Source organism: Aureibaculum sp. 2308TA14-22, assembly GCF_040538665.1.
Lineage (GTDB): Bacteria > Bacteroidota > Bacteroidia > Flavobacteriales > Flavobacteriaceae > Aureibaculum.
In genome coordinates this window covers 2,366,553-2,385,359 of the sequence record NZ_JBEWXT010000001.1, presented here as the reverse complement: position 1 = coordinate 2,385,359, position 18,807 = coordinate 2,366,553, and the positions used below count along the sequence as shown (strand labels likewise).

Here is an 18,807-nt window from a genome sequence, read left to right as displayed (position 1 = left end):
TGGTAACAGATCACTAAGTTACAAATTTTTTACTTCGTACCTTGTACTTCTAACCTCGTACCTTAATACTCCATTCATATTCGAATTTTGAAACGGAATCTCCGCTCTCATTAAAACCCTCGGCCATCATTGTTAGTGTTTCACCTTCACCAGTAGCAATGGTTTTATCAATGGCTTTCTTAATTAAATGACCGTCTTTACAAATAAAGTTTATTCTTCCTGTTGCTTTTTTAGTAAATGTTCCATTCTGTTTGGTAACAAGCATGGATATTTTTTTACCGCTTTCGTCAATTTGTTTCATTACTAATATACCTGTTGCCAATTCTGATGCCATACCTTGAGTTGCCCAATACAATGACTTAAATGGGTTTTGATTAATCCACCGATGTTTTACCGTAACAATTGCCTCATTTTCAGATATTGACTTTACCCTTACACCTGAAATGTATGCAGATGGAAGTTTAAAAAACAAGAATTTATTTAAATTTTTTACCGTGAATTTTGACATTTACTAAATTTTAATGCAAGATAGTGAAATTATATATTCTAATTATTTTTAAGGCTTATTTACAATTTTAAACCATTTAAGTTGCTGAAAAACAGCAATTAAAGAAGGTTTTAAATAGAACGCAAGCCTGTATCAAGCGAAACTAAAATGTTAAAAAAATGTTAAAATACAGTACTTTGTATTGCATAGTATTATCTTTTATATATATATTTGCATAAGAAAGTATTATACAAGTCAAAATTATGTTAACTCAAAACGAAAAAAATACAGGATTTTTAATTCATTTATCAGCTTTTTTAAGCTTTGTTTTTCCTTTCGGAAGTATTATTGGTCCCGTAATTATGTGGTCAATAAGTAAAGATAAGAGCAATTATTTGGATGAAAACGGAATAGAAGCCGTAAACTTTAACTTAAGTTATACACTTTATTTGTTCATTTTAGGAATGATAATGTTCCCTTTTGCTTTTGGTTCTTTTTTTAATTATTTGAGGCATATAGATGATTTTGATCATATGGACAATTTTAATTTTCACTTTGATTTTGACCACCTTTTTGGTTTTTTAAGCATAGGAAGCTTAATAGCTATAATAGCATTTATAAGATTCATACTAATTATAGTAGCCGCCATAAAAGCGAGTAGGGGAGAAATTTATAATTATCCTTTAACTATAAATTTTATAAAGAGAGATAAAATTAACTAAAACAAACAAACCTAAATTAAATAAAAATGATACAAATTTTAACAACATTACTCATTTTTCTGATTAATTTTATATTAATCGTAATCAGTAATTAAATAGATAAAAATGAAGATAGAAAATACAAAAGCACAAATGCGAAAAGGCGTGTTGGAGTTTTGCATCTTGTCCATATTACAAGATGGAGATGCTTATACCAATGAAATTCTTTCTAGCCTTAAAGATGCTAAATTGCTTGTTGTTGAGGGTACAATCTACCCACTATTAACAAGATTGAAAAATGCAGGTTTATTAAGCTATCGGTGGGAAGAATCAACATCTGGCCCTCCAAGAAAATATTACGGATTAACTGAAACAGGCATTTTGTTTTTAAAAGAATTAAGCACAACTTGGGCAGATCTTGTCCTGGCTGTTAATACAGTAACTAGTAAAAAATCAACAAAAAAATGAACAAGACAATAAATATAAATTTAGGGGGAATCTTTTTTCATATTGATGAACTGGCTTATCAAAAATTAAGAAGATATTTAGATGCTATCCGTCGTTCGTTAAGTGACGACCCACAAGGTAGAGACGAAATTATTAATGATATAGAATCGCGAATTAGTGAGTTGTTATCAGAAAGGGTTAAAGACCCGCGTCAAGTTATTAGTGAAATTGATATTGATGAAGTAATAGCTGTAATGGGGCAGCCAGAGGATTATATGATTGACGAAGAACTGTTTACAGATGATTCGGGCAGAAATTACAGTAGCAGATCAAATAAGAAAAAATTGTTCAGAGATGGTGACGACAAATTTATTGGTGGTGTATCATCTGGTATTGCACATTATTTTGATGTAGATACTATTTGGATTAGAATTGCTTGGCTAGTAGCTACTTTTGGTTTAGGTTTTGGCCCCTTATTATATATCATTTTATGGATATTGTTACCTGAGGCAAAAACTACTGCTGACAAATTGCAAATGGAAGGTGAGGCTGTTAATATTTCTAATATTGAAAAGAAAATTAGAGAGGAATTTGAAGACGTTTCTGGTCGCGTAAAAGATGCTGCCGGTAACGTATCTGACGCCGTTAAAGATGGTTACGAAAATGTTTCAAACGCTGTAAAAAAAAAAGATCTAAGAAGGAGCGGAAGTAGAGCTAGAAATGGCTTACAAGATTTTATCAGTACCATAGGCAAAATAATCGTAGCCTTTTTTATGGTAATCGGTAAGTTTATTGGTGTAATGTTTATTGTGGGTTCAGTAATAGGCTTAATTGCATTGGTTGTCAGTTTGTTTACTGCGGGCACTGCAAGTTTTATTGGTGTAGATGGTATTTTTAATGGTGACTTAGATTTGATTAATGTTACGGTTGCACCAATTTGGGTAATGTCCTTACTGGCTTTACTTTTGGCAGGCATCCCACTATTTATGTTATTTGTTTTAGGGTTGTTTATCCTATCTAATAAAACTAAAATATTGAGTAGAGCAACGAAGTTAGTTTTACTAGCTATTTGGATTATTGCATTGTTCTCTGTTATTTATTTAGGAATAAGACAAGGGGCTGAATTTGCACACGAAGGTTCTTCAATTGAGAAAAACGAGCTATATATTCAGCCTTCAGATACACTAACCATAAAAATGGTCGATAATGAAGATTTATCAAATAACAACAATTTTAACAACCGTCAATTTTTCAAAAAAGTGTTGGATGCTAATGACGAAATTAAATTTTACTCTAACGATGTAAATATATCAATTAGAAAATCGGATAGTACAGAGTTTTACACTAAAATTTATAAAAGGGCAAACGGTAGAACGCGTTTAGTAGCTAGAGAAAATGCTGAACGTATTGATTATAACTATCAACAAATGGGTAAAAATTTACTGTTCAATAGTTATTTTTTAACAGACAGTAGAAATACATTTAGAAATCAAGATTTAAAAATAAACTTATACATACCCGAAGGGCAAGTGGTTTATTTTGACGAGTCGGCTAGGGTATTTTTAAGACATATTAAAACCACCAACAATATATACAGCAGGGATATGGTTAAGCATTATTTTAAAATGACCGATGAGGGATTGGAATGCTTGGATTGTCCACCACCAAAATCTGAAAGTAATGATGATGAGAAAGATACAATTATTGAAGTTAAAGATGAGGTAAATATTGACATTAACAAGGACAGTCTTAAAATTGAATTTAAAGACGATGGCGAAAAAGCTGAAATTAAGGTAGATAATGAAGGTGTAATTATAAAATAATTGACTTATGAAAAAAATTATAATATGCTTTACTTTTACTTTTATGTCACTTTCAATTGTAGCATAAGTAGAAACGACTTCTGAATTGTATAAAACATTAAAAGTAAATGACAGTTTAATTTTTGATTCAAGTTTTAATACGTGCAACCTTAAGGCTCTAGCATTATTAATACATGAAGACCTTGAATTTTACCATGACAAGTCCGGAGTTTTAAAAGGTAAAAACAATTTTATAGAAAACACTAAAAATGGACTCTGCAAATCGCCAAATAAACTTCGCAGAGAATTATTAGAAGAAACGTTGGAGGTTTTTCCTTTAAATGAAAACGATGGAAAATTATATGGAGCAATTCAAAAGGGGACACATCGATTTTACCAAGACGATAAAAGAACTGGTATAGCTTATTTTACACATCTTTGGATAATTGAAAACGATAAGTGGTTGTTAAAAAGAGTATTGAGTTATGACCATAAAACCGAATAGAATTATTAATTGTTACATTTCATCCTATAAAAAATACAATTCGGTATTTAAAATTTGAAATGAAACAATTTTCAACAGAAATTGCATCAAATAAAAAAATAGAATTAACAAACTTAAAACTAAAAAAATGAAAAACGTATTTAAAATTTCAGCAGTACTACTTCTATTTATAACAACATCGTGTATGTTCGATGGCGTAAAAGGAAATAGAAATGTTATTAAACAAGACAGAACCATCACATCAGATTTTGATGCAATTTCTGTAAGTCATGGTATTGATGTTCAATTGACAATGGGAAGTGAAACTTCGTTATCGTTAGAGGCAGATGAAAACTTGCACGACTTAATTATAACAGAAGTAGAAGATGGAGTGCTGCGTATTTATTCTGAAAAAAATATTTGGAGTGCAAAGTCAAAAAAAGTGTACTTAACCGCAACTGATCTTATTAAGATTAAAGCGACTAGCGGAGCAGATGTACGTTCAGAAAATACAATATCAGCAGATGAGTTTGATGTTAGGGTTTCAAGTGGGGCAGGTGTGAGGTTAATGTTAGATGTATCTGACTTAATTTGCAATACAAGTAGTGGTTCAGATGCACGATTAAAAGGTGCCACTGGTGGGTTTATGGCAAACGCATCAAGTGGTAGCAATATTAGAGCCAAAGAATTAGTAGCAAAATCTTGTAATGCCGATGTTTCTAGCGGAGCCAATATCTCAGTTAATGTTACAGGAAAATTGAATGCAAGTGCTAGTAGCGGGGGTAATGTTAGATATTCTGGCAATCCAGAAAACGTTCAAAAAAATAGCTCTTCTGGTGGTAGTATTAGAGGGTAAAAAATATAGATAAACTAATCAAACGCGTTGTTTTTCCATTTTTTGTTGAAAAAAGGGGCTTTTCAAATTTGAAAAGCCCCTTTTTATATTTTTGATTGGTAGTCTTAATTTTCTAGTGCGGCCAAATACCTTTCAGCATCTAGAGCTGCCATACAACCGGTACCTGCAGCAGTAACGGCTTGTCTGTACTCTTTATCTTGTACATCGCCTGCAGCAAAAACACCTGGTAATTTAGTTTTTGTCGATTTCCCTTTAGTAATTAAATAACCAGATTCATCCATATCTAAAATACCTTTAAACAGTTCTGTATTTGGTTTATGTCCTATAGCAATAAATACTCCGGTCACTTCAATTTCACGCTTTTCGCCTGTTTGATTATTAACAATTCTAACACCTTCCACAACTTGATCTCCTAAAACTTCATCCAATTCCGTAAAATATAGTACCTCTAAATTTTCAGTATTATTAACCCGATGCTGCATTGCCTTAGAGGCTCTCATTTCATCACGACGAACCAACAGCGTTACTTTTTTACATAATTTGGCCAAAAAAGTAGCTTCTTCCGCCGCGGTATCTCCGCCACCAACCACTATTACATCTTGCCCTTTGTAAAAGAATCCATCACAAGTGGCACAAGCGGACACACCACCACCTTTTAATCGTTCTTCACTTGGTAAACCTAAATACTTAGCCGTTGCACCTGTAGAAATAATTACACTTTCTGCTTCAATTTCTTTAGAACCATCAATAGTAACTTTATGTATACCACCTTCTTCATCGCTAAAATCTACTTTGGTAGCTAGGCCAAATCTGACGTCTGTATCAAAACGTTCAGCTTGCTTTTTAAAATCTTCCATCATCATAGTGCCATCTACACCATCAGGATAACCTGGGTAGTTATCAACTTCAGTGGTCGTTGTCAATTGTCCACCAGGTTCTAAACCTGTATATATAACTGGTTTTAAATCTGCTCTTGCTGCATAAATTGCTGCCGCATAACCTGCAGGTCCAGATCCTATTATTAAGCATTTTAATCTTTCTATGTTTTCTGACATTAGTTTCTAATTTTAGAATGACAAATTTAGAATAATTTTACTGCTATTCAAGTTAGTTTTTATCAATTTTTATTATGAAGTTATTAATAAATTACATACTAAAAAAAGCCAATTAACTTGTTAATTGGCTTTTCGTTTTTTTGTTTAAAAAAGATAAGGGATTCACTAATGCGTTGCCATATTACTTTTACGTTTTTTAAGCTGTTTTTCTATGTCTCTAATAGTTTCGTCAGTAGCAGCTTCCCAACTTTTTTCATCCGAAGTAGCAAAAATCCTTGGGCCGGGTAGGCTTAATCTAATATCACATATTTTACCCTTCCCTGTTGGGTCATTTTCTAATTTGTAAAATACATCTGCTTTAATAATCCAATCATATTTTTTTTCTAATTTTTCTAAACGCTCTCTTACAAAAGTTTCCATGGTCTCACTAGTTGGCATTTTTACGAATTGAACAATTACTTCCATTTTTTTCTGACTTTTAAAAAGTTGAACTTCATTAAATAATATCTAAATTTAACACTCTATTTTTACATAAAAAAATTATATTGTTATAATAATCTTAAAAATGCGATCGTATTCTTTTTTTACCATTTTGTTGTTGTGCCTAGGTATATTAATTATTGATATATTGGCTTTTATTGGTTTGCAACCCATTATAGATTATATCAACTCGGCTACAATTAAAAGTACTGTTTATATTGCTTTTTGGTTGTTTACAATTGGGTTGATAACTGCAATTTTAATTTTAAAAGTTAGAATGGACGCTATACACCCTGGGAGAAAGCAACTATTAATTTCTTCACTTTACGGACTTACTATATCTTCTTTTATACCAAAAATATTGTTTGTAATAGTATTTGCTATACTTTATTTTACAAACTCTTTAGCGGTAGATACAAAGTGGTTTGTCCCTATAGTACTGTTAAGTTTATTTGCCGGACTCTTACCCTTTTTAGTGATTGTGTACGCTATTTTTAAAGCGGTTTACAGGTTTAAAGTCTATAAGGAGAACATAGCATTTGAAAATTTGCCGAAAAGTTTTTCAGGTTTAAAAATTGTTCAGATTTCTGATGTTCACATTGGAAGTTTTAACTCACGTTACCACATCCTAGAAAGAGCTGTAAAATTTATAAACGATTTAGAACCCGATATTATATTTTTTACCGGAGATATGGTAAATAATTTTGCTTGGGAGCTTAAAGGCTGGGCAACCGTTTTTAAAAAATTAAAGGCTGCACAAGGAAAGTTTGCCATTTTGGGAAATCATGATTATGGAGATTATAGCGAATGGAATACACCAAAAGAAAAAAAAGATAATTTTGAGTCAATTAAATACTTCTTTAAAAAAATTGACTTTAAGTTGTTATTAAACAGTGCCGATATAATTTTATTAAACTCAGATAAAATAGCAATTATTGGGGTGGAAAATTGGGGGAAGCCGCCCTTTAAACAATATGGAGATTTAGAAAAAGCTTTAAAAGACACAAAAAATATTTCTTTTAAAATATTATTGTCTCATGATCCTTCTCATTGGACGGAGGAGGTAATCGATAAAACGAATATTGCTTTAACCTTATCGGGTCATACCCACGGCATGCAAGCTGGCTTTAGCCTAAGAAATAAAAAATGGAGCCCAATACAATATAAATACAAGCATTGGGCAGGCCTGTACAAACATAAAAACCAATATTTATACGTAAATAGAGGTTTGGGCTGGTTAGGTTTTCCAGGCAGAATAGGCATGAGGCCAGAAATAACTTTACTAACACTAAATAGAAAGCAGATAAACAACCCCAATAAACAGGGGTAAAATATTTCCCTTAATAAGGTGTTATATTAGGATAGCATTTTGCTCACATTTGTATAGAAATTAGTTACTCAAAAAGAATTAAAGATAATAACATTAAAACACTAAACAATGAAATCAGTAAAAACAAATCAATTAATCAATGTAAAATTTTTAGCATTACTTTTTGTAATGGTAAGTTCCTTTTCTTTTGCTCAAATAGATAAACCCTATATAGATAGTAATGGGCAAGTTGAATATGAAAGAGAAGTAGAAAAATATTCAGCTACAATTATTGTATCAGAAGATTTAGCCTATAGTAGTTATGACCAAAACATTACTTTCGATAAAATAAAAAGCGACTATTTTGATAAATTAAAGAGTAGTAATGTTGATGTGTCCAAATTAAAGGAAGATGCTTTAGCCTATACAGTCTTAGGTTACAGAAAAAAGGGAATGGTTTATCAGTATGAAACTACCTCTCAAGAAAAATTTATCGAATTGTTATCAGTCGGCTTTTCAGGTGTAAATATAAATGAGAAATACGTTCATTATAAACCATTATCTTCTCAACAAGTGGAAGATATGTCAAAAAAAGCTATTGCTGATGCTGAAGCTAGAGCAACTATTATTGCAAAAAGTGCGGGCAAAAAAATAGGACAGATAATTTACCTTAATAATTATAGAGAAGAAAGCAAAAGAGGGTTTTATAGTACAAGAGACCTTACCGATCATATTTTCAGTGTAAGCGTAAGATACGAACTACAGTAATTACTTATTTAGTAAACTAAAGCCGAGCAAATAGTTGTTCGGTTTTTTATTGAGTACGCTTTAGGTTTTAGTTGATAAATAAAATTTTTTCAACTTCAATTTTTCAATAATCTATTTAATTAATAGACCGAAAAAAAATGAAAGCTTCGCTTTATTTTACGAAATAAAACTCGGTTTTTATTTTAGCTTTCAGTTTGTTCATTTTGCTTGCAGGTAATGGTTTGTGTATGGTTAGTTGCGTAGCAACTAATTTAGCAAAAAAGTTGGGGTGAGGGAAAATCCGTGAGGATTTTCGATAGTTCAATAAAAATCCGAAGCAATGAACTATACACTTTGTTAGGCACAGGCTTCTTTCAATTTTACAATTGCTTTCTCCCGTTACGTATTGAATATTGCTTTAAGTGCTTTCTCTATATTTAATTTTTAGATGACAGCTTGAGCCTCTATTTCAATCATAAATCCCTCGTTTGCAAGTCCTTTTACACTAACCCATGTACTCGCAGGTGGATTTCTGGTACCAAAATTTTCTTTGAGTATTGAAGTGATAATTGGTCCATCTTCTTTCTGGTAATCCACTTTATAAATTCTTAGCATCATAATATTTTCCATAGTTCCACCTACGGATTCAATAGCAATTTTCAGATTATCAATTGCTTTTCGAGTTTGTTTTTCTAAATCATTTCCTCCAATGATATTCTGGTTTTCATCCCATGCAACTTGACCAGAGATGAATACTATTTTCCCAGGCGTTGAAATTGTAATTTGTGAAAACCCGTATTGGGTTGAATTAAAAAGTGTTTCTGGATTAATTGTACTTCTTACCATATTGGTTTTTTTCTTACTTGTGCCTAACGTCTCGGCTATGATTAGTAACGACCTTAGAAATCCGCAGGATTTCCCGCTGCAACCTAAACATAGTAATAATGCGTGGATTTTCCGCAGGAAAATCCCCAGCAATTAATTATAGGTATTGTTGGCAGTAGTTTTTATTTTATTAATTCCATATGCAATATCGGATAGGGCTTTCCCAAAGAGTCGAGTTCTGATCGGTTTACGGTTTTGAAACCGTTATGAAGATAAAATCCGACGGCCTGTTTATTATCTTCGTTTACATCTACTTTATCAACTTCCATTTCATTAATGGAAAATTCTAATAATCTTTTTCCAATTCCTTGCCCTCGATGATCAGGATGAATGAATAGCATTTCTAAATTATGATTAGCCACACCAGAGAATCCGATGATTTCATTGTTTCTATTCCTTATAGATCTTAACTCAACTGCATCCAAGTATTTGTTTAGAATTAAAGGCTTGAAATATTCAATATCTCCATCTTTTAAGAAATGGTGAGTAGCTCTTACTGAAGCTTCCCAAACATCTACAACTTCCTTATATTCCGTTTTATTTATTTTAACTACTTGATTCTTCATTTTCAATTACTGCCAACGGTCTCGGCTATGAGTAGTTGCGTGGTTTAGCGGTTAACTTTGCAAGTACATACCAAGCTGAAAATCCGCGAGGATTTTCAGAAGTAGGCGAGAACAAGCAATTACTTATAGCCATTGTTGTGCGTTCGTTTTTTTATTCGGTTAACAATTTCAAATCCCAAATATTCTTTCAGTTTCGGGAATTTGTATCTATAATATTCATTCCAATAGCTTATCATTCTACTTTCAGTCTGTTGCCAATATTTAGGGTTTTCATCTCTAAATTCAGCGTAATAATCCAAAGTATTTTCGTTTATTTTTTTGTCAATAATCGGAAGCAATTCATAAACGTATTCGCCAATTAAATGGATTATAAATGGAACAGTCCACTTTTCTGAACTATCAGATATTAAATTCAGTCGTTTTTCTCTTAAATATCCATTGTGATGACGCAAATAAATACAATTTAAAATGTCTTTTTGTTTGTCAGTCAAAGACTTTTCCAATTCTGGATTTGGTTCGTTAAAGTAAAGTCTATAAGGAATTGTTAGGGTTTCGTTGTCAAATTCAATATTCAATTCCAATTCGTGAATCAGATTGTCAACTTTGTGAGTTTGTCCATCACATAATTTGACTTGATTATTTTCGAATGGTAATATTTTCAAAACTTCATTCAAGTCCGTATGCAATTCTTTTGGAAACGATTTTTTTAATCTTTCCTGATATTCAGATTTAATATTTTGCTTAAATATCTTTAGCATTTCGGTTTTCTCAAATGACGCACAACGTGTTTGTGTATGATTTCGTTGCGTGTTTCAGCAACTAAATTAGTAAACAAAAACGAACCAGAGGAAATTCCGAAGGAATTTCCAAGTAGGCTAGAACTAGCAATGAATTATACACGGTGTTACCTGCTGGCTTTTATTGTTTTTAATTCGTATTTATTCATTCCACAATGTGAATTCAAAACCTTAAATTCTTCATCACCACGTTTAGTCAAATATTTAATAAACTTCTTTTCGTAATCACTCCAAGTTCCGCCAATTGGTGTTTCTCGGCAAGTCTTAACTAAACTAAATATCTGTCTTCCCGATTGGATTATCATTCCGCCTGGTTTTGTTCCGACATTAAGTGCAATTGCTCGAAGAGAAACTTCCTTGTCAATTTGTTGCCATTCACTAAAGCTCTTTTTAGAAACTTGCTTTAATAATTCAAATGTTTTTAGTGCATTAATCTCACTATGATAAGTAGCAACAAAAAGAGTGAAATGTTCGTAATAATTAGGTTCAGAGTTTTTCGGATAATTCTTGTTAGAATATGCTTCTATTTTTTGTAGTCCAACATTATAAAAAATTTGGGCGTGTACAGGCTTTTTTAAATCTGCGATATCGAAAGTATGCTTTCTTAAGTTTTCTTTCAAAACGTCTTTTGCAAAAAGTTCAGCAGATATTGAATAATCAGTATCTAATTCCGATTCTGTCTTTAATTCAGCTTTAGATTCGATATTTGGTTCAGAATTCAGTTCAGGTTTTTGCTTTTCCGCTTTCTCATTGCAAGAGCAAATAAGCAAAATCATTATTATCTGTATGTTTTTTCGGATTCTCATTTTTCAGCTTGCAGGTAACGAGTTTGTGTATGGCTCGTTGCGGAAAAATCCACAGGATTCTTTCCGCCATTGCCCAAAGATAGCGAATAAGCGTTGAATTCCGATAGGAATTCAGCCGCAATGAGCTATACACGTTGTTGCCAGTAGTTTTTTATTTATTAAATTCAAATTTTTCATCTCCGACTTCAAATGTTGTTTTAAATCCACCTTGCATAAATTTCATTCCCAAGTCAAATGGTTCTGTCGCATTTTTTCCTTTAAAAGACACATAGGTTTCAGCAGTTTCATAAAAAACCATTCGCAAGCCAATCAGTCCAAAATTATCTGGGTCAAGAAATTGATAGTAAAAAACTTTCGGATTCTCGCCTTTAATTCCTCTATTCAGTTCATTTTCTAGCTCAAAACTCTTTTTAAGAAACTTTTTGAATGTCTGCATATTTTCGTCCGCATACTCAATAAATTCCAATACCATTTTTGTTTCTCCTTCAAATCTTTCTTTAAACTCTTGATAAAAAAGTCCATAAGCGATATGCTCTAAACAATTAATAAGTCTTTCAGAATTCGGATTTCCTATTGAAACCAGTCGAAATTTTCCATCTGTGGTTTTGATTTTAGCATATTTGTGATTTCTCAAAATTTGCTTTTCTATAAAATCCTTATTTTTTCTTTTTAACGACCTGTTTGCTTTAGTTAATTGATGAAAATTTCCAACAGGATTATTTTTCATTAAACCTGATAAAGACAATAAAAGAAATTCGTCATCGTCTGATTTTTTCGAATTATGAATATCGCAGGAAGGAACTGTAATTAAATCTTTTCTAAAATTAATTCCATTTGTGTCCTTCATTTCAGGAAATAAGCAAATCGGTGGAACGTGCTCTCTTGAAGTCGCTTTTCGTTCACATTTGTAGCATTTTTCCTTGTTCATTGTTCAATTCTTGTTCGTTCGCTCAAATTACTGGCAACGGTATTGTGTATGGTTAGTTGCGTGTTTAAGCAACTAATTTAGTAAACAAAAACGAACGCGAGAAAATTCCGAAGGAATTTTCCAAATAGGCACTTGCCAAAGCAATTAATTATACACGTTGTTGTGTGTAGTTTTTTATTTATAAAATTCTCGTTCATTCACTTTAATAGTCGTTAATTCAACAGTATGTCCATCAAGGTCTTTTGTGTATATCGAATCAAAGTAATGATGGTCTTGGATGTGAAATTCCAAATTCAATTTGGTATATCTTTTTTTAGCTTTTTCAAAATTTTCACTTGTCACATTAAATGCAAAATGGTCAATTTTTACATTTTTTGAAGTTGGTTCAAGTTTAGTGTCAGTTGTATTCGCAGGAAACAATGCAATTCCAGATTTTCCAGAAAGTAAAAAGATTGGAAAGTCTCCCCATTCAGGTAATTGATAACGTTTTAGTCCCAATACTTTTTCGTACCAAATTGCAGAGGCTTCCATATCAACAACTCGAATAGCTACGTGGTCTAAAAATTCAATTGCTATTTCATTATCTATTTTCTTCATTTCTCAAATTACACACAACGTTGTTGTGTATGGTTAGTTGCGTTGGTTAGGAACTAAGTTAGTAAATAAGAAACGAACCAGAGGAAATTCCGAAGGAATTTCCAAGTAGGCGATAACCAAGCAATTGATTATACACGTTGTTGGCAAATCGTTATTTTCTTTTCCATTTAACTCCACTCCATACAATTGCTAAGGAAACAAAAATTAATGTAATATTTCCAAAATTAAATTTCTCGTCTGTAATCGATTTAAAAATAGTTCCAATTATAAACAAAACAGACATAATAACTGTAAAGTAATAGCCTTGTTTAGATTCAAAAAATGATTTCTTTCTTATTATTTGTCCGTTGTTATAAGTCAAGAGCTTTGAGTCAATATTTTGGCATAAACTCACAAACTGTTCAGAATTGCAGAAATTATCATTCGAGCTTATTCGTAATTTTTTTCCGTTTTTGAGCTTAAATTTTATTCCAGCTCCTTTCATCCAATGAATTTTATAATACTCCAAATTTTTAAAATCAACACTTTTATTATTCCATTCCAATCTATTTGATGTTAATTCAAAATCTGAAATTTTTACTATAAACTTCTTTTTGAAAATGTAGAAAAAAAGTCCAGCTATAACCAACGCTAAAATTCCTTTTATCAATCCAAAATCCATAATTCTATTTAGCAAGAATAACATTCCAGAAAACACAAGTAATGTTGAAGTAAATAAAAGCAGTAATTCAAAAGGCTTTGTATATTCAACATTTTCAAATTTCCGCATAGTTCTGTTTAATGTTTGCCAACGGTCTCGTATATGAAACGTAGCGTGTAAATAGACGCTAACTTTTCGGATTATACACGAGCCGAATTTTTAAATTTTCTTTTTATCTTTATTTTACTAAAAGCCAAATTTAAAAATTTGGCGGTCTTTGCAAACACATACAAACCTCTCGGAAAGCCTGTAATAGCTATGTTTTATATACATTGTTGGCAACTGGCTTTGTCAGAATGGTAAATCATCATCTTCAATTCCGTTGTCAGGTTTTTTTGGTTCTACTTTTTTTATTTCCTTTATTTCGGTCAATTCGTAAGGTAAATTAATTTGGTCGAATCTTCCAGTTTTATGATTACAATAACTAAATACGCTACAACTAAAACATTTATTTGCGTAAGAAATTCTGTCCGCATCTATTTGCATTGATTTAGTAGTTTTTAGGCTTTTAACTCGGTTTAAGGCGTTATTAAGTTTATTAGAATTGGTATTATTTCGCTCAACTTTTACAATTCTGTAAGATGTTATTTTTATTTTCTTTTTAATTCTTCCTGTGTTTGTTTCAATGTCAATTAATTCCCAATACCAAGTAATGAAGTAACCAAAATCTAAATCCATTTTGTCAAATTTTTCCAAATAGGCAAAATGTTTAACTAAATCGCTGTCAAAAGGTGTCTGTGAATCAGCTGAATGAATACTGCTAAATTTCTCTGTTATAACTATGTTATTTCCATTACTATTCTTTAATATATAATCTGGTGCTCCAACAATGGATTTTTGACTGTCTGTAAAAAGTTGAAGTAAGCTTTTTGAAACATTGTCAACTATTAATTTTGAGTTAAATAAATTGTCAAAATCCTTTTTAAGTTCATCATTTATGAGAATGTCAGAATCGTCAAATGCTTTTTTGAAATCGTTATGTTGATTATAAATCCTATGTCTGTCACTAAAATTTCTTCGATTTCCAAGCCATTCGTCCTTTTCCCAAGTGTCATTTGCATCTATTTCGTAAGTTGCATTTATGGCATAACTAACTGGACAAAATAAATATTGACTTAAATCGCTTACTGAAATAGTCTTGTTAGGGTTATATATGTTTTTTAAATTCTTTTTTTCACGCAACTCGAATTCTTCTTGAAAATTCTTTATATATCTTGCCAATTTTACACGTGATATATAATCGTCATAAGTGATAGACTCGATTAAATGGCTTTTAAATTGTCTTAATTTTATAGGCGAAAAATCCAATTTTTCAAAACAATCATCGATATATTCAATATACTTTCCAAGAATTATTAAAACATCAGCAAGTCTAATAAAGTAAACTTTTCTATCAGCAGGAAACCATTGTCCGTCATATAGGAAGCCAGTATTACTAATCTTAGATTGATCTAATTTTAGCAGCCAATTATATGCCTCATTATGGTCATTTTTATAACACAAATAGCGAACTGTACTTAAAACAGTTTTTCTATAAATATTTCCTTCGTATTGATCGTGTTGATTTGTTCTTGACAAAATATCTTCTGCATCTGAAACCAAATCAGGATTATCCCAATCTTTGATTTTTTCGCTGTAATCCAACCAAAGCTTGTCGGTTTTTAAAGGTTTGAAGTTTGGATAAGTTTGGGCAAGTTGATTGTGTAAATCTCTTGCTTTATGAAAATTGTTTGACTTGCGATATAATTGAGCGAGAAAATAACCATTCCATTCGTTTTTTTCTTGTTTCCAGAGTTCTTCATACAGTTCCATTGACTTAACAAAGTCGCCTTCATTTTTATGTTTTTTAGCTGTATTTTTTAATTCTGAAACGGTCATTTTTTAGCTTGTTGCCAACAACTGTATAACCGCATTGCGGTTATATCCGTTATAGTTGCAATATATTATTTTTTAAGTAAACTATCTAGTGGGCTACTTATATTTTTATTGTTTATTTGAATGGTTTTGGTATATAACTCTGTTGTTTTAGGCGAATTGTGTCCTAACATATTTTGTAAATGCCTTAAGTTTACATTGTTTTCTATACAATGCGTTGCAAAGCTATGCCGTAAAGTATGTACTGTTGCCCAAGGGTTTGAATTAGTTTCAGTAACGGCCTTTCTAAATATTGCTCTAACGCTGGTAGTACTGTATTTACCACCGGTTTTCCCTTCAAATAACCAGTATGATGGCTTATAAAGTCTATAATACTTTCTTAATAAATCAACCAAATTGTCAGATAAAATGGTTTTATGGTCTTTTTTGCCTTTACTATCTTTAATAAATAGATAGCCTTCTTCTGAATGTACGTCAACCACTCTTAAATTAATTAACTCTGAAATTCGTAATCCTGCACTATATATAGTCCATAATATAGCTTTGTGCTTTATATTGGTATGATATTGTAATATGCTTAAAACTTCTTGTTGGCTAAGAACATTAGGTATGCTTTTACTTTTTTTAGGACGTTCTATATCGTAATACTCTCTTGGCAAACCCAATACATGCTCATAATATGCTTTTATTGCGTTAATAAGCTGATTTTGATAACTTTCGCTAATATTATTTTGTTTTATAAGATCAAATATAAACTGCTCTATCTGTTCTTTACTTATTTGTTTAAGATCATGGTGCATAAATTTTGTTAAAAAAACAGAAAACATTTTTTTATAATTGCTTATGGTTGATTGTCCATAATGCTTTAACGTCAGCGTTTTTTCTAGTTCTAAAAGTGTATCAATAGCTTTCTCGTTCAAAACAACTTCCTTAATAGGTATAGGTAGTTTTTCAGCACTTGTACTAAAGTTACCGTTAAATATTTTTTTTACATGAGCCAAGTTCTCTTTAGTATTAACTATAGACCATAACTTTTGATTGGGATGCCAATAGGTAGAATTTAGTTGCTTAAACGATTTCCTTACCTCATGCAACTCATAGGGAATATAAATTTTTATACGTTTGGCATTTTTTAAAGGTTCGTAAATAATAGGTACGTCCATTGCAATAGTTTTTATGGTTAATGGAATGGTGATGGAATGTAAATTTAGGCAAACTTGATTAAAAAGTAGGTTGTAAAAATGTATTAACCGTTTGTTAACCGTTAAAAACGACTATATGTTTTTTCAATTAAAATATATACCTTTGAGAGGTTATGAAGTGTAAAATTTGTAAAAAATTAATAATTGGAAGAACTGATAAAATTTTTTGTTCTGTAAAATGCAAAAATTATTATCATACCAATTTAAGAAGGGTTACTAAAATTAACGCAAAAGAAATTGATAAAATTTTACATAGAAACAGATCAATTTTATTAGAACTTTTGGGTAAAAATAATTATCAGAAAAAAATAAAGAGATTAGTCTTGGCCAAAAAGAAATTTAATTTTAAATATATAACACATTTTAATAGTAACAAACATGGAAAAATGTACCATTATGTTTACGATTTTGCTTGGATGGAGTTTTCTGACGATGAAATTTTAATTATTAGAAGGTAGTTTTATTTAAAACTGTTCTTTTCCCAATCTTCAATTAATTGTATTTGAGCAGCTGTTAAATTTTCATTCCCAGGGGGCATAGAACCATTTGTAATTCTACCAATTAAATCTCTATTTTCAATGGCCTCTTTAACCTGTGCAGATGCAACTAATGCCATTGGAGCACCATTTTGAGGGGTACTGGCATGGCAACTAATACATTTACTATCAATTATACTTTTTACATCATCTTTATAGGTAACATCTTTTACTGGCGGCTCCATAGGGTCATCACTTTCTGAAGAGCATGATATTATACCAAAAGCAAAAACCGAAATGATAAGTAATTTTTTCATAATACAGACTTTACTATACATAAACTGAATTTATCAATTAATATTTGATTTTATTGTCAGTTTAATTTAAAGACGTTGTTTTCCAAAATGGTTAACTTACAATGCATAAACATCAATTTGTTTTGCATTGGTTCAAGGTTGTTTTAAAGAATAGTTACTTTTAAGGTAAAATAAGTATCGGTATTGGTATATTGCTTGGTGGCTTTATAAGGCTGTTGTTTTAAATTTGTAAAACTTTTAGGCAACAAATACGCCAATTTCAGAAAAACTAAATTATAGATGAAATATATTGTGTGTAAAAAACCTGGGGAATTTTTACTGAAAGAGAAAGAAAACCCTATTAGAAAGGATGGCGAAGCACTATTACAAATAAAAAAGGTGGGGATTTGCGGTACTGATTTACATGCGTATACTGGTAATCAGGCTTTTTTCACCTATCCAAGAATTTTAGGTCATGAGTTAGCAACTGAAGTTTTGGAAATTGATAAAAATGAAAAAGGGATAAAAGCTGGAGACAAAGTTGTAATTATGCCTTATCTCAGTTGCAATAGTTGCGTTGCCTGCAGAAATGGTAAAACTAATTGCTGTACAAATATAAAAGTCTTAGGCATACATACAGATGGTGGTATGCAAGAACAAATTACAGCTCCTGTAGATATTTTATTGCCAGCCAATCATTTAAGTGACAATCAAATGGCAATAGTAGAACCCTTAGCTATTGGTGCTCACGCCATTAGAAGAGCAGAGTTAAAAAAAGGAGAATATGTTGTAGTAATTGGTTGTGGACCAATTGGTATTGGTATTGCTAAACTGGCACAAATAGAAGGAGCCAAGGTAATTGTTTTAGATATGAACAATAATAGATTACAATATGCAAAAGAAAAAATTGGTGTAGATTATATTATAAATGTAAGCGATAACCCTGTGAAACAAGTTTTGGAAATAACCAATGGCGAGCTAGCTACTGTTGTATTTGATGCTTCTGGTAATAAAAAGGCATTAGAAACCGGGCCAAGTTATATGGCTCATGGAGGTCGGTTTGTATTGGTTGGTTTATCTAAAGGTGAATTAACATATAACCACCCAGCCATACATGCCAAAGAAATGACTTTGATGTGCAGTAGAAATGCCACTACCGAGGATTTTAAACATGTAATCAATGTATTAGATCAATTTCCCACAGATTCTTTTATTACTCATAATGTTCATTATTTAGATATGATTTCTAACTTTGATAGTTGGCTGAATACTGAAGCTGGTGTTATAAAGGCTATGGTAAATTTCAAATAG

The 18,807-nt window shown here is 31.3% G+C and carries 22 protein-coding genes; 9 read left to right on the top strand and 13 right to left on the bottom strand.

What is annotated here, in order from left to right; genetic code table 11:
- Positions 1-49 precede the first annotated feature (49 nt).
- The gene (locus tag U5A88_RS10655; protein ID WP_354206269.1) at positions 50-508 is read right to left on the bottom strand and encodes a DUF4442 domain-containing protein; all 459 of its coding nucleotides are present in this window, start codon (positions 506-508) and stop codon (positions 50-52) included.
- A gap of 242 nt (positions 509-750) precedes the next feature.
- Here U5A88_RS10655 and U5A88_RS10650 point away from each other — a divergent pair, with 242 nt between their 5' ends.
- The 5 genes from U5A88_RS10650 to U5A88_RS10630 all read left to right on the top strand — a co-directional run bounded on the left by U5A88_RS10650 (position 751) and on the right by U5A88_RS10630 (position 4,777).
- Positions 751-1,209: a DUF4870 domain-containing protein gene (locus tag U5A88_RS10650; RefSeq protein WP_354206267.1), complete on the top strand. Its 459-nt coding sequence runs from the start codon at positions 751-753 to the stop codon at positions 1,207-1,209.
- Between the two features lie 105 nt (positions 1,210-1,314).
- Positions 1,315-1,656 carry a PadR family transcriptional regulator gene (locus tag U5A88_RS10645; RefSeq protein WP_354206265.1) on the top strand — a complete coding sequence of 114 codons (342 nt, stop codon included), beginning with the start codon at positions 1,315-1,317 and terminating at the stop codon, positions 1,654-1,656.
- Entirely contained in the window at positions 1,653-3,458 is a 1,806-nt protein-coding gene (locus U5A88_RS10640; RefSeq protein ID WP_354206264.1) for a PspC domain-containing protein, read from the top strand. Before U5A88_RS10645 ends, U5A88_RS10640 begins: the two co-directional genes overlap by 4 nt.
- A gap of 85 nt (positions 3,459-3,543) precedes the next feature.
- Complete coding sequence (locus U5A88_RS10635; protein ID WP_354206262.1) at positions 3,544-3,942, top strand: nuclear transport factor 2 family protein; 399 nt, start codon at positions 3,544-3,546, stop codon at positions 3,940-3,942.
- Positions 3,943-4,069: 127 nt separating this feature from the next.
- Entirely contained in the window at positions 4,070-4,777 is a 708-nt protein-coding gene (locus U5A88_RS10630) for a head GIN domain-containing protein (RefSeq protein WP_354206260.1), read from the top strand.
- A 104-nt stretch (positions 4,778-4,881) separates the two neighbouring features.
- Here the strand turns inward: U5A88_RS10630 and trxB are convergent, their stop codons facing one another.
- The gene (gene trxB, locus U5A88_RS10625; protein WP_354206258.1) at positions 4,882-5,832 is read right to left on the bottom strand and encodes a thioredoxin-disulfide reductase; all 951 of its coding nucleotides are present in this window, start codon (positions 5,830-5,832) and stop codon (positions 4,882-4,884) included.
- 165 nt (positions 5,833-5,997) lie between these two features.
- Complete coding sequence (locus tag U5A88_RS10620) at positions 5,998-6,297, bottom strand: HPF/RaiA family ribosome-associated protein (protein WP_354206257.1); 300 nt, start codon at positions 6,295-6,297, stop codon at positions 5,998-6,000.
- Between the two features lie 100 nt (positions 6,298-6,397).
- Between U5A88_RS10620 and U5A88_RS10615 the strand changes: the two genes are divergently transcribed.
- Positions 6,398-7,642 (top strand): metallophosphoesterase, encoded by a 1,245-nt coding sequence (locus U5A88_RS10615; protein WP_354206255.1) that lies wholly within the window; start codon positions 6,398-6,400, stop codon positions 7,640-7,642.
- A 108-nt stretch (positions 7,643-7,750) separates the two neighbouring features.
- The gene (locus U5A88_RS10610; protein WP_354206253.1) at positions 7,751-8,389 is read left to right on the top strand and encodes an SIMPL domain-containing protein; all 639 of its coding nucleotides are present in this window, start codon (positions 7,751-7,753) and stop codon (positions 8,387-8,389) included.
- Between the two features lie 423 nt (positions 8,390-8,812).
- On the opposite strand, the gene U5A88_RS10605 is transcribed toward U5A88_RS10610, so the two are convergent.
- The 9 genes from U5A88_RS10605 to U5A88_RS10565 form a co-directional block, all read right to left on the bottom strand.
- On the bottom strand, positions 8,813-9,214 hold the full coding sequence (locus tag U5A88_RS10605; protein WP_354206251.1) for a RidA family protein: 402 nt from the start codon (positions 9,212-9,214) through the stop codon (positions 8,813-8,815).
- 161 nt (positions 9,215-9,375) lie between these two features.
- Positions 9,376-9,819, bottom strand: coding sequence for a GNAT family N-acetyltransferase (locus U5A88_RS10600; RefSeq protein WP_354206249.1), 444 nt, complete (start codon positions 9,817-9,819; stop codon positions 9,376-9,378).
- A gap of 119 nt (positions 9,820-9,938) precedes the next feature.
- Positions 9,939-10,577, bottom strand: a complete 639-nt coding sequence (locus tag U5A88_RS10595; protein ID WP_354206247.1) for a hypothetical protein — start codon at positions 10,575-10,577, stop codon at positions 9,939-9,941.
- A gap of 146 nt (positions 10,578-10,723) precedes the next feature.
- Entirely contained in the window at positions 10,724-11,422 is a 699-nt protein-coding gene (locus U5A88_RS10590; protein WP_354206246.1) for a hypothetical protein, read from the bottom strand.
- A 151-nt stretch (positions 11,423-11,573) separates the two neighbouring features.
- Positions 11,574-12,350, bottom strand: a complete 777-nt coding sequence (locus tag U5A88_RS10585; RefSeq protein ID WP_354206245.1) for a hypothetical protein — start codon at positions 12,348-12,350, stop codon at positions 11,574-11,576.
- Between the two features lie 174 nt (positions 12,351-12,524).
- A complete protein-coding gene (locus tag U5A88_RS10580; protein WP_354206244.1) occupies positions 12,525-12,947 on the bottom strand; it encodes a VOC family protein in 423 nt (140 codons plus the stop codon).
- Positions 12,948-13,098: 151 nt separating this feature from the next.
- Positions 13,099-13,716, bottom strand: a complete 618-nt coding sequence (locus U5A88_RS10575; protein WP_354206241.1) for a hypothetical protein — start codon at positions 13,714-13,716, stop codon at positions 13,099-13,101.
- A gap of 222 nt (positions 13,717-13,938) precedes the next feature.
- Entirely contained in the window at positions 13,939-15,525 is a 1,587-nt protein-coding gene (locus U5A88_RS10570) for a hypothetical protein (protein ID WP_354206239.1), read from the bottom strand.
- A gap of 65 nt (positions 15,526-15,590) precedes the next feature.
- A complete protein-coding gene (locus U5A88_RS10565) occupies positions 15,591-16,685 on the bottom strand; it encodes a tyrosine-type recombinase/integrase (protein ID WP_354206238.1) in 1,095 nt (364 codons plus the stop codon).
- Between the two features lie 152 nt (positions 16,686-16,837).
- On the opposite strand from U5A88_RS10565, the gene U5A88_RS10560 reads away from it, so the two are divergent.
- The gene (locus U5A88_RS10560) at positions 16,838-17,182 is read left to right on the top strand and encodes a hypothetical protein (protein ID WP_354206236.1); all 345 of its coding nucleotides are present in this window, start codon (positions 16,838-16,840) and stop codon (positions 17,180-17,182) included.
- A 2-nt stretch (positions 17,183-17,184) separates the two neighbouring features.
- Here the strand turns inward: U5A88_RS10560 and U5A88_RS10555 are convergent, their stop codons facing one another.
- A complete protein-coding gene (locus tag U5A88_RS10555) occupies positions 17,185-17,517 on the bottom strand; it encodes a c-type cytochrome (RefSeq protein WP_354206234.1) in 333 nt (110 codons plus the stop codon).
- Between the two features lie 279 nt (positions 17,518-17,796).
- Between U5A88_RS10555 and U5A88_RS10550 the strand changes: the two genes are divergently transcribed.
- Complete coding sequence (locus U5A88_RS10550) at positions 17,797-18,807, top strand: zinc-binding alcohol dehydrogenase family protein (RefSeq protein ID WP_354206232.1); 1,011 nt, start codon at positions 17,797-17,799, stop codon at positions 18,805-18,807.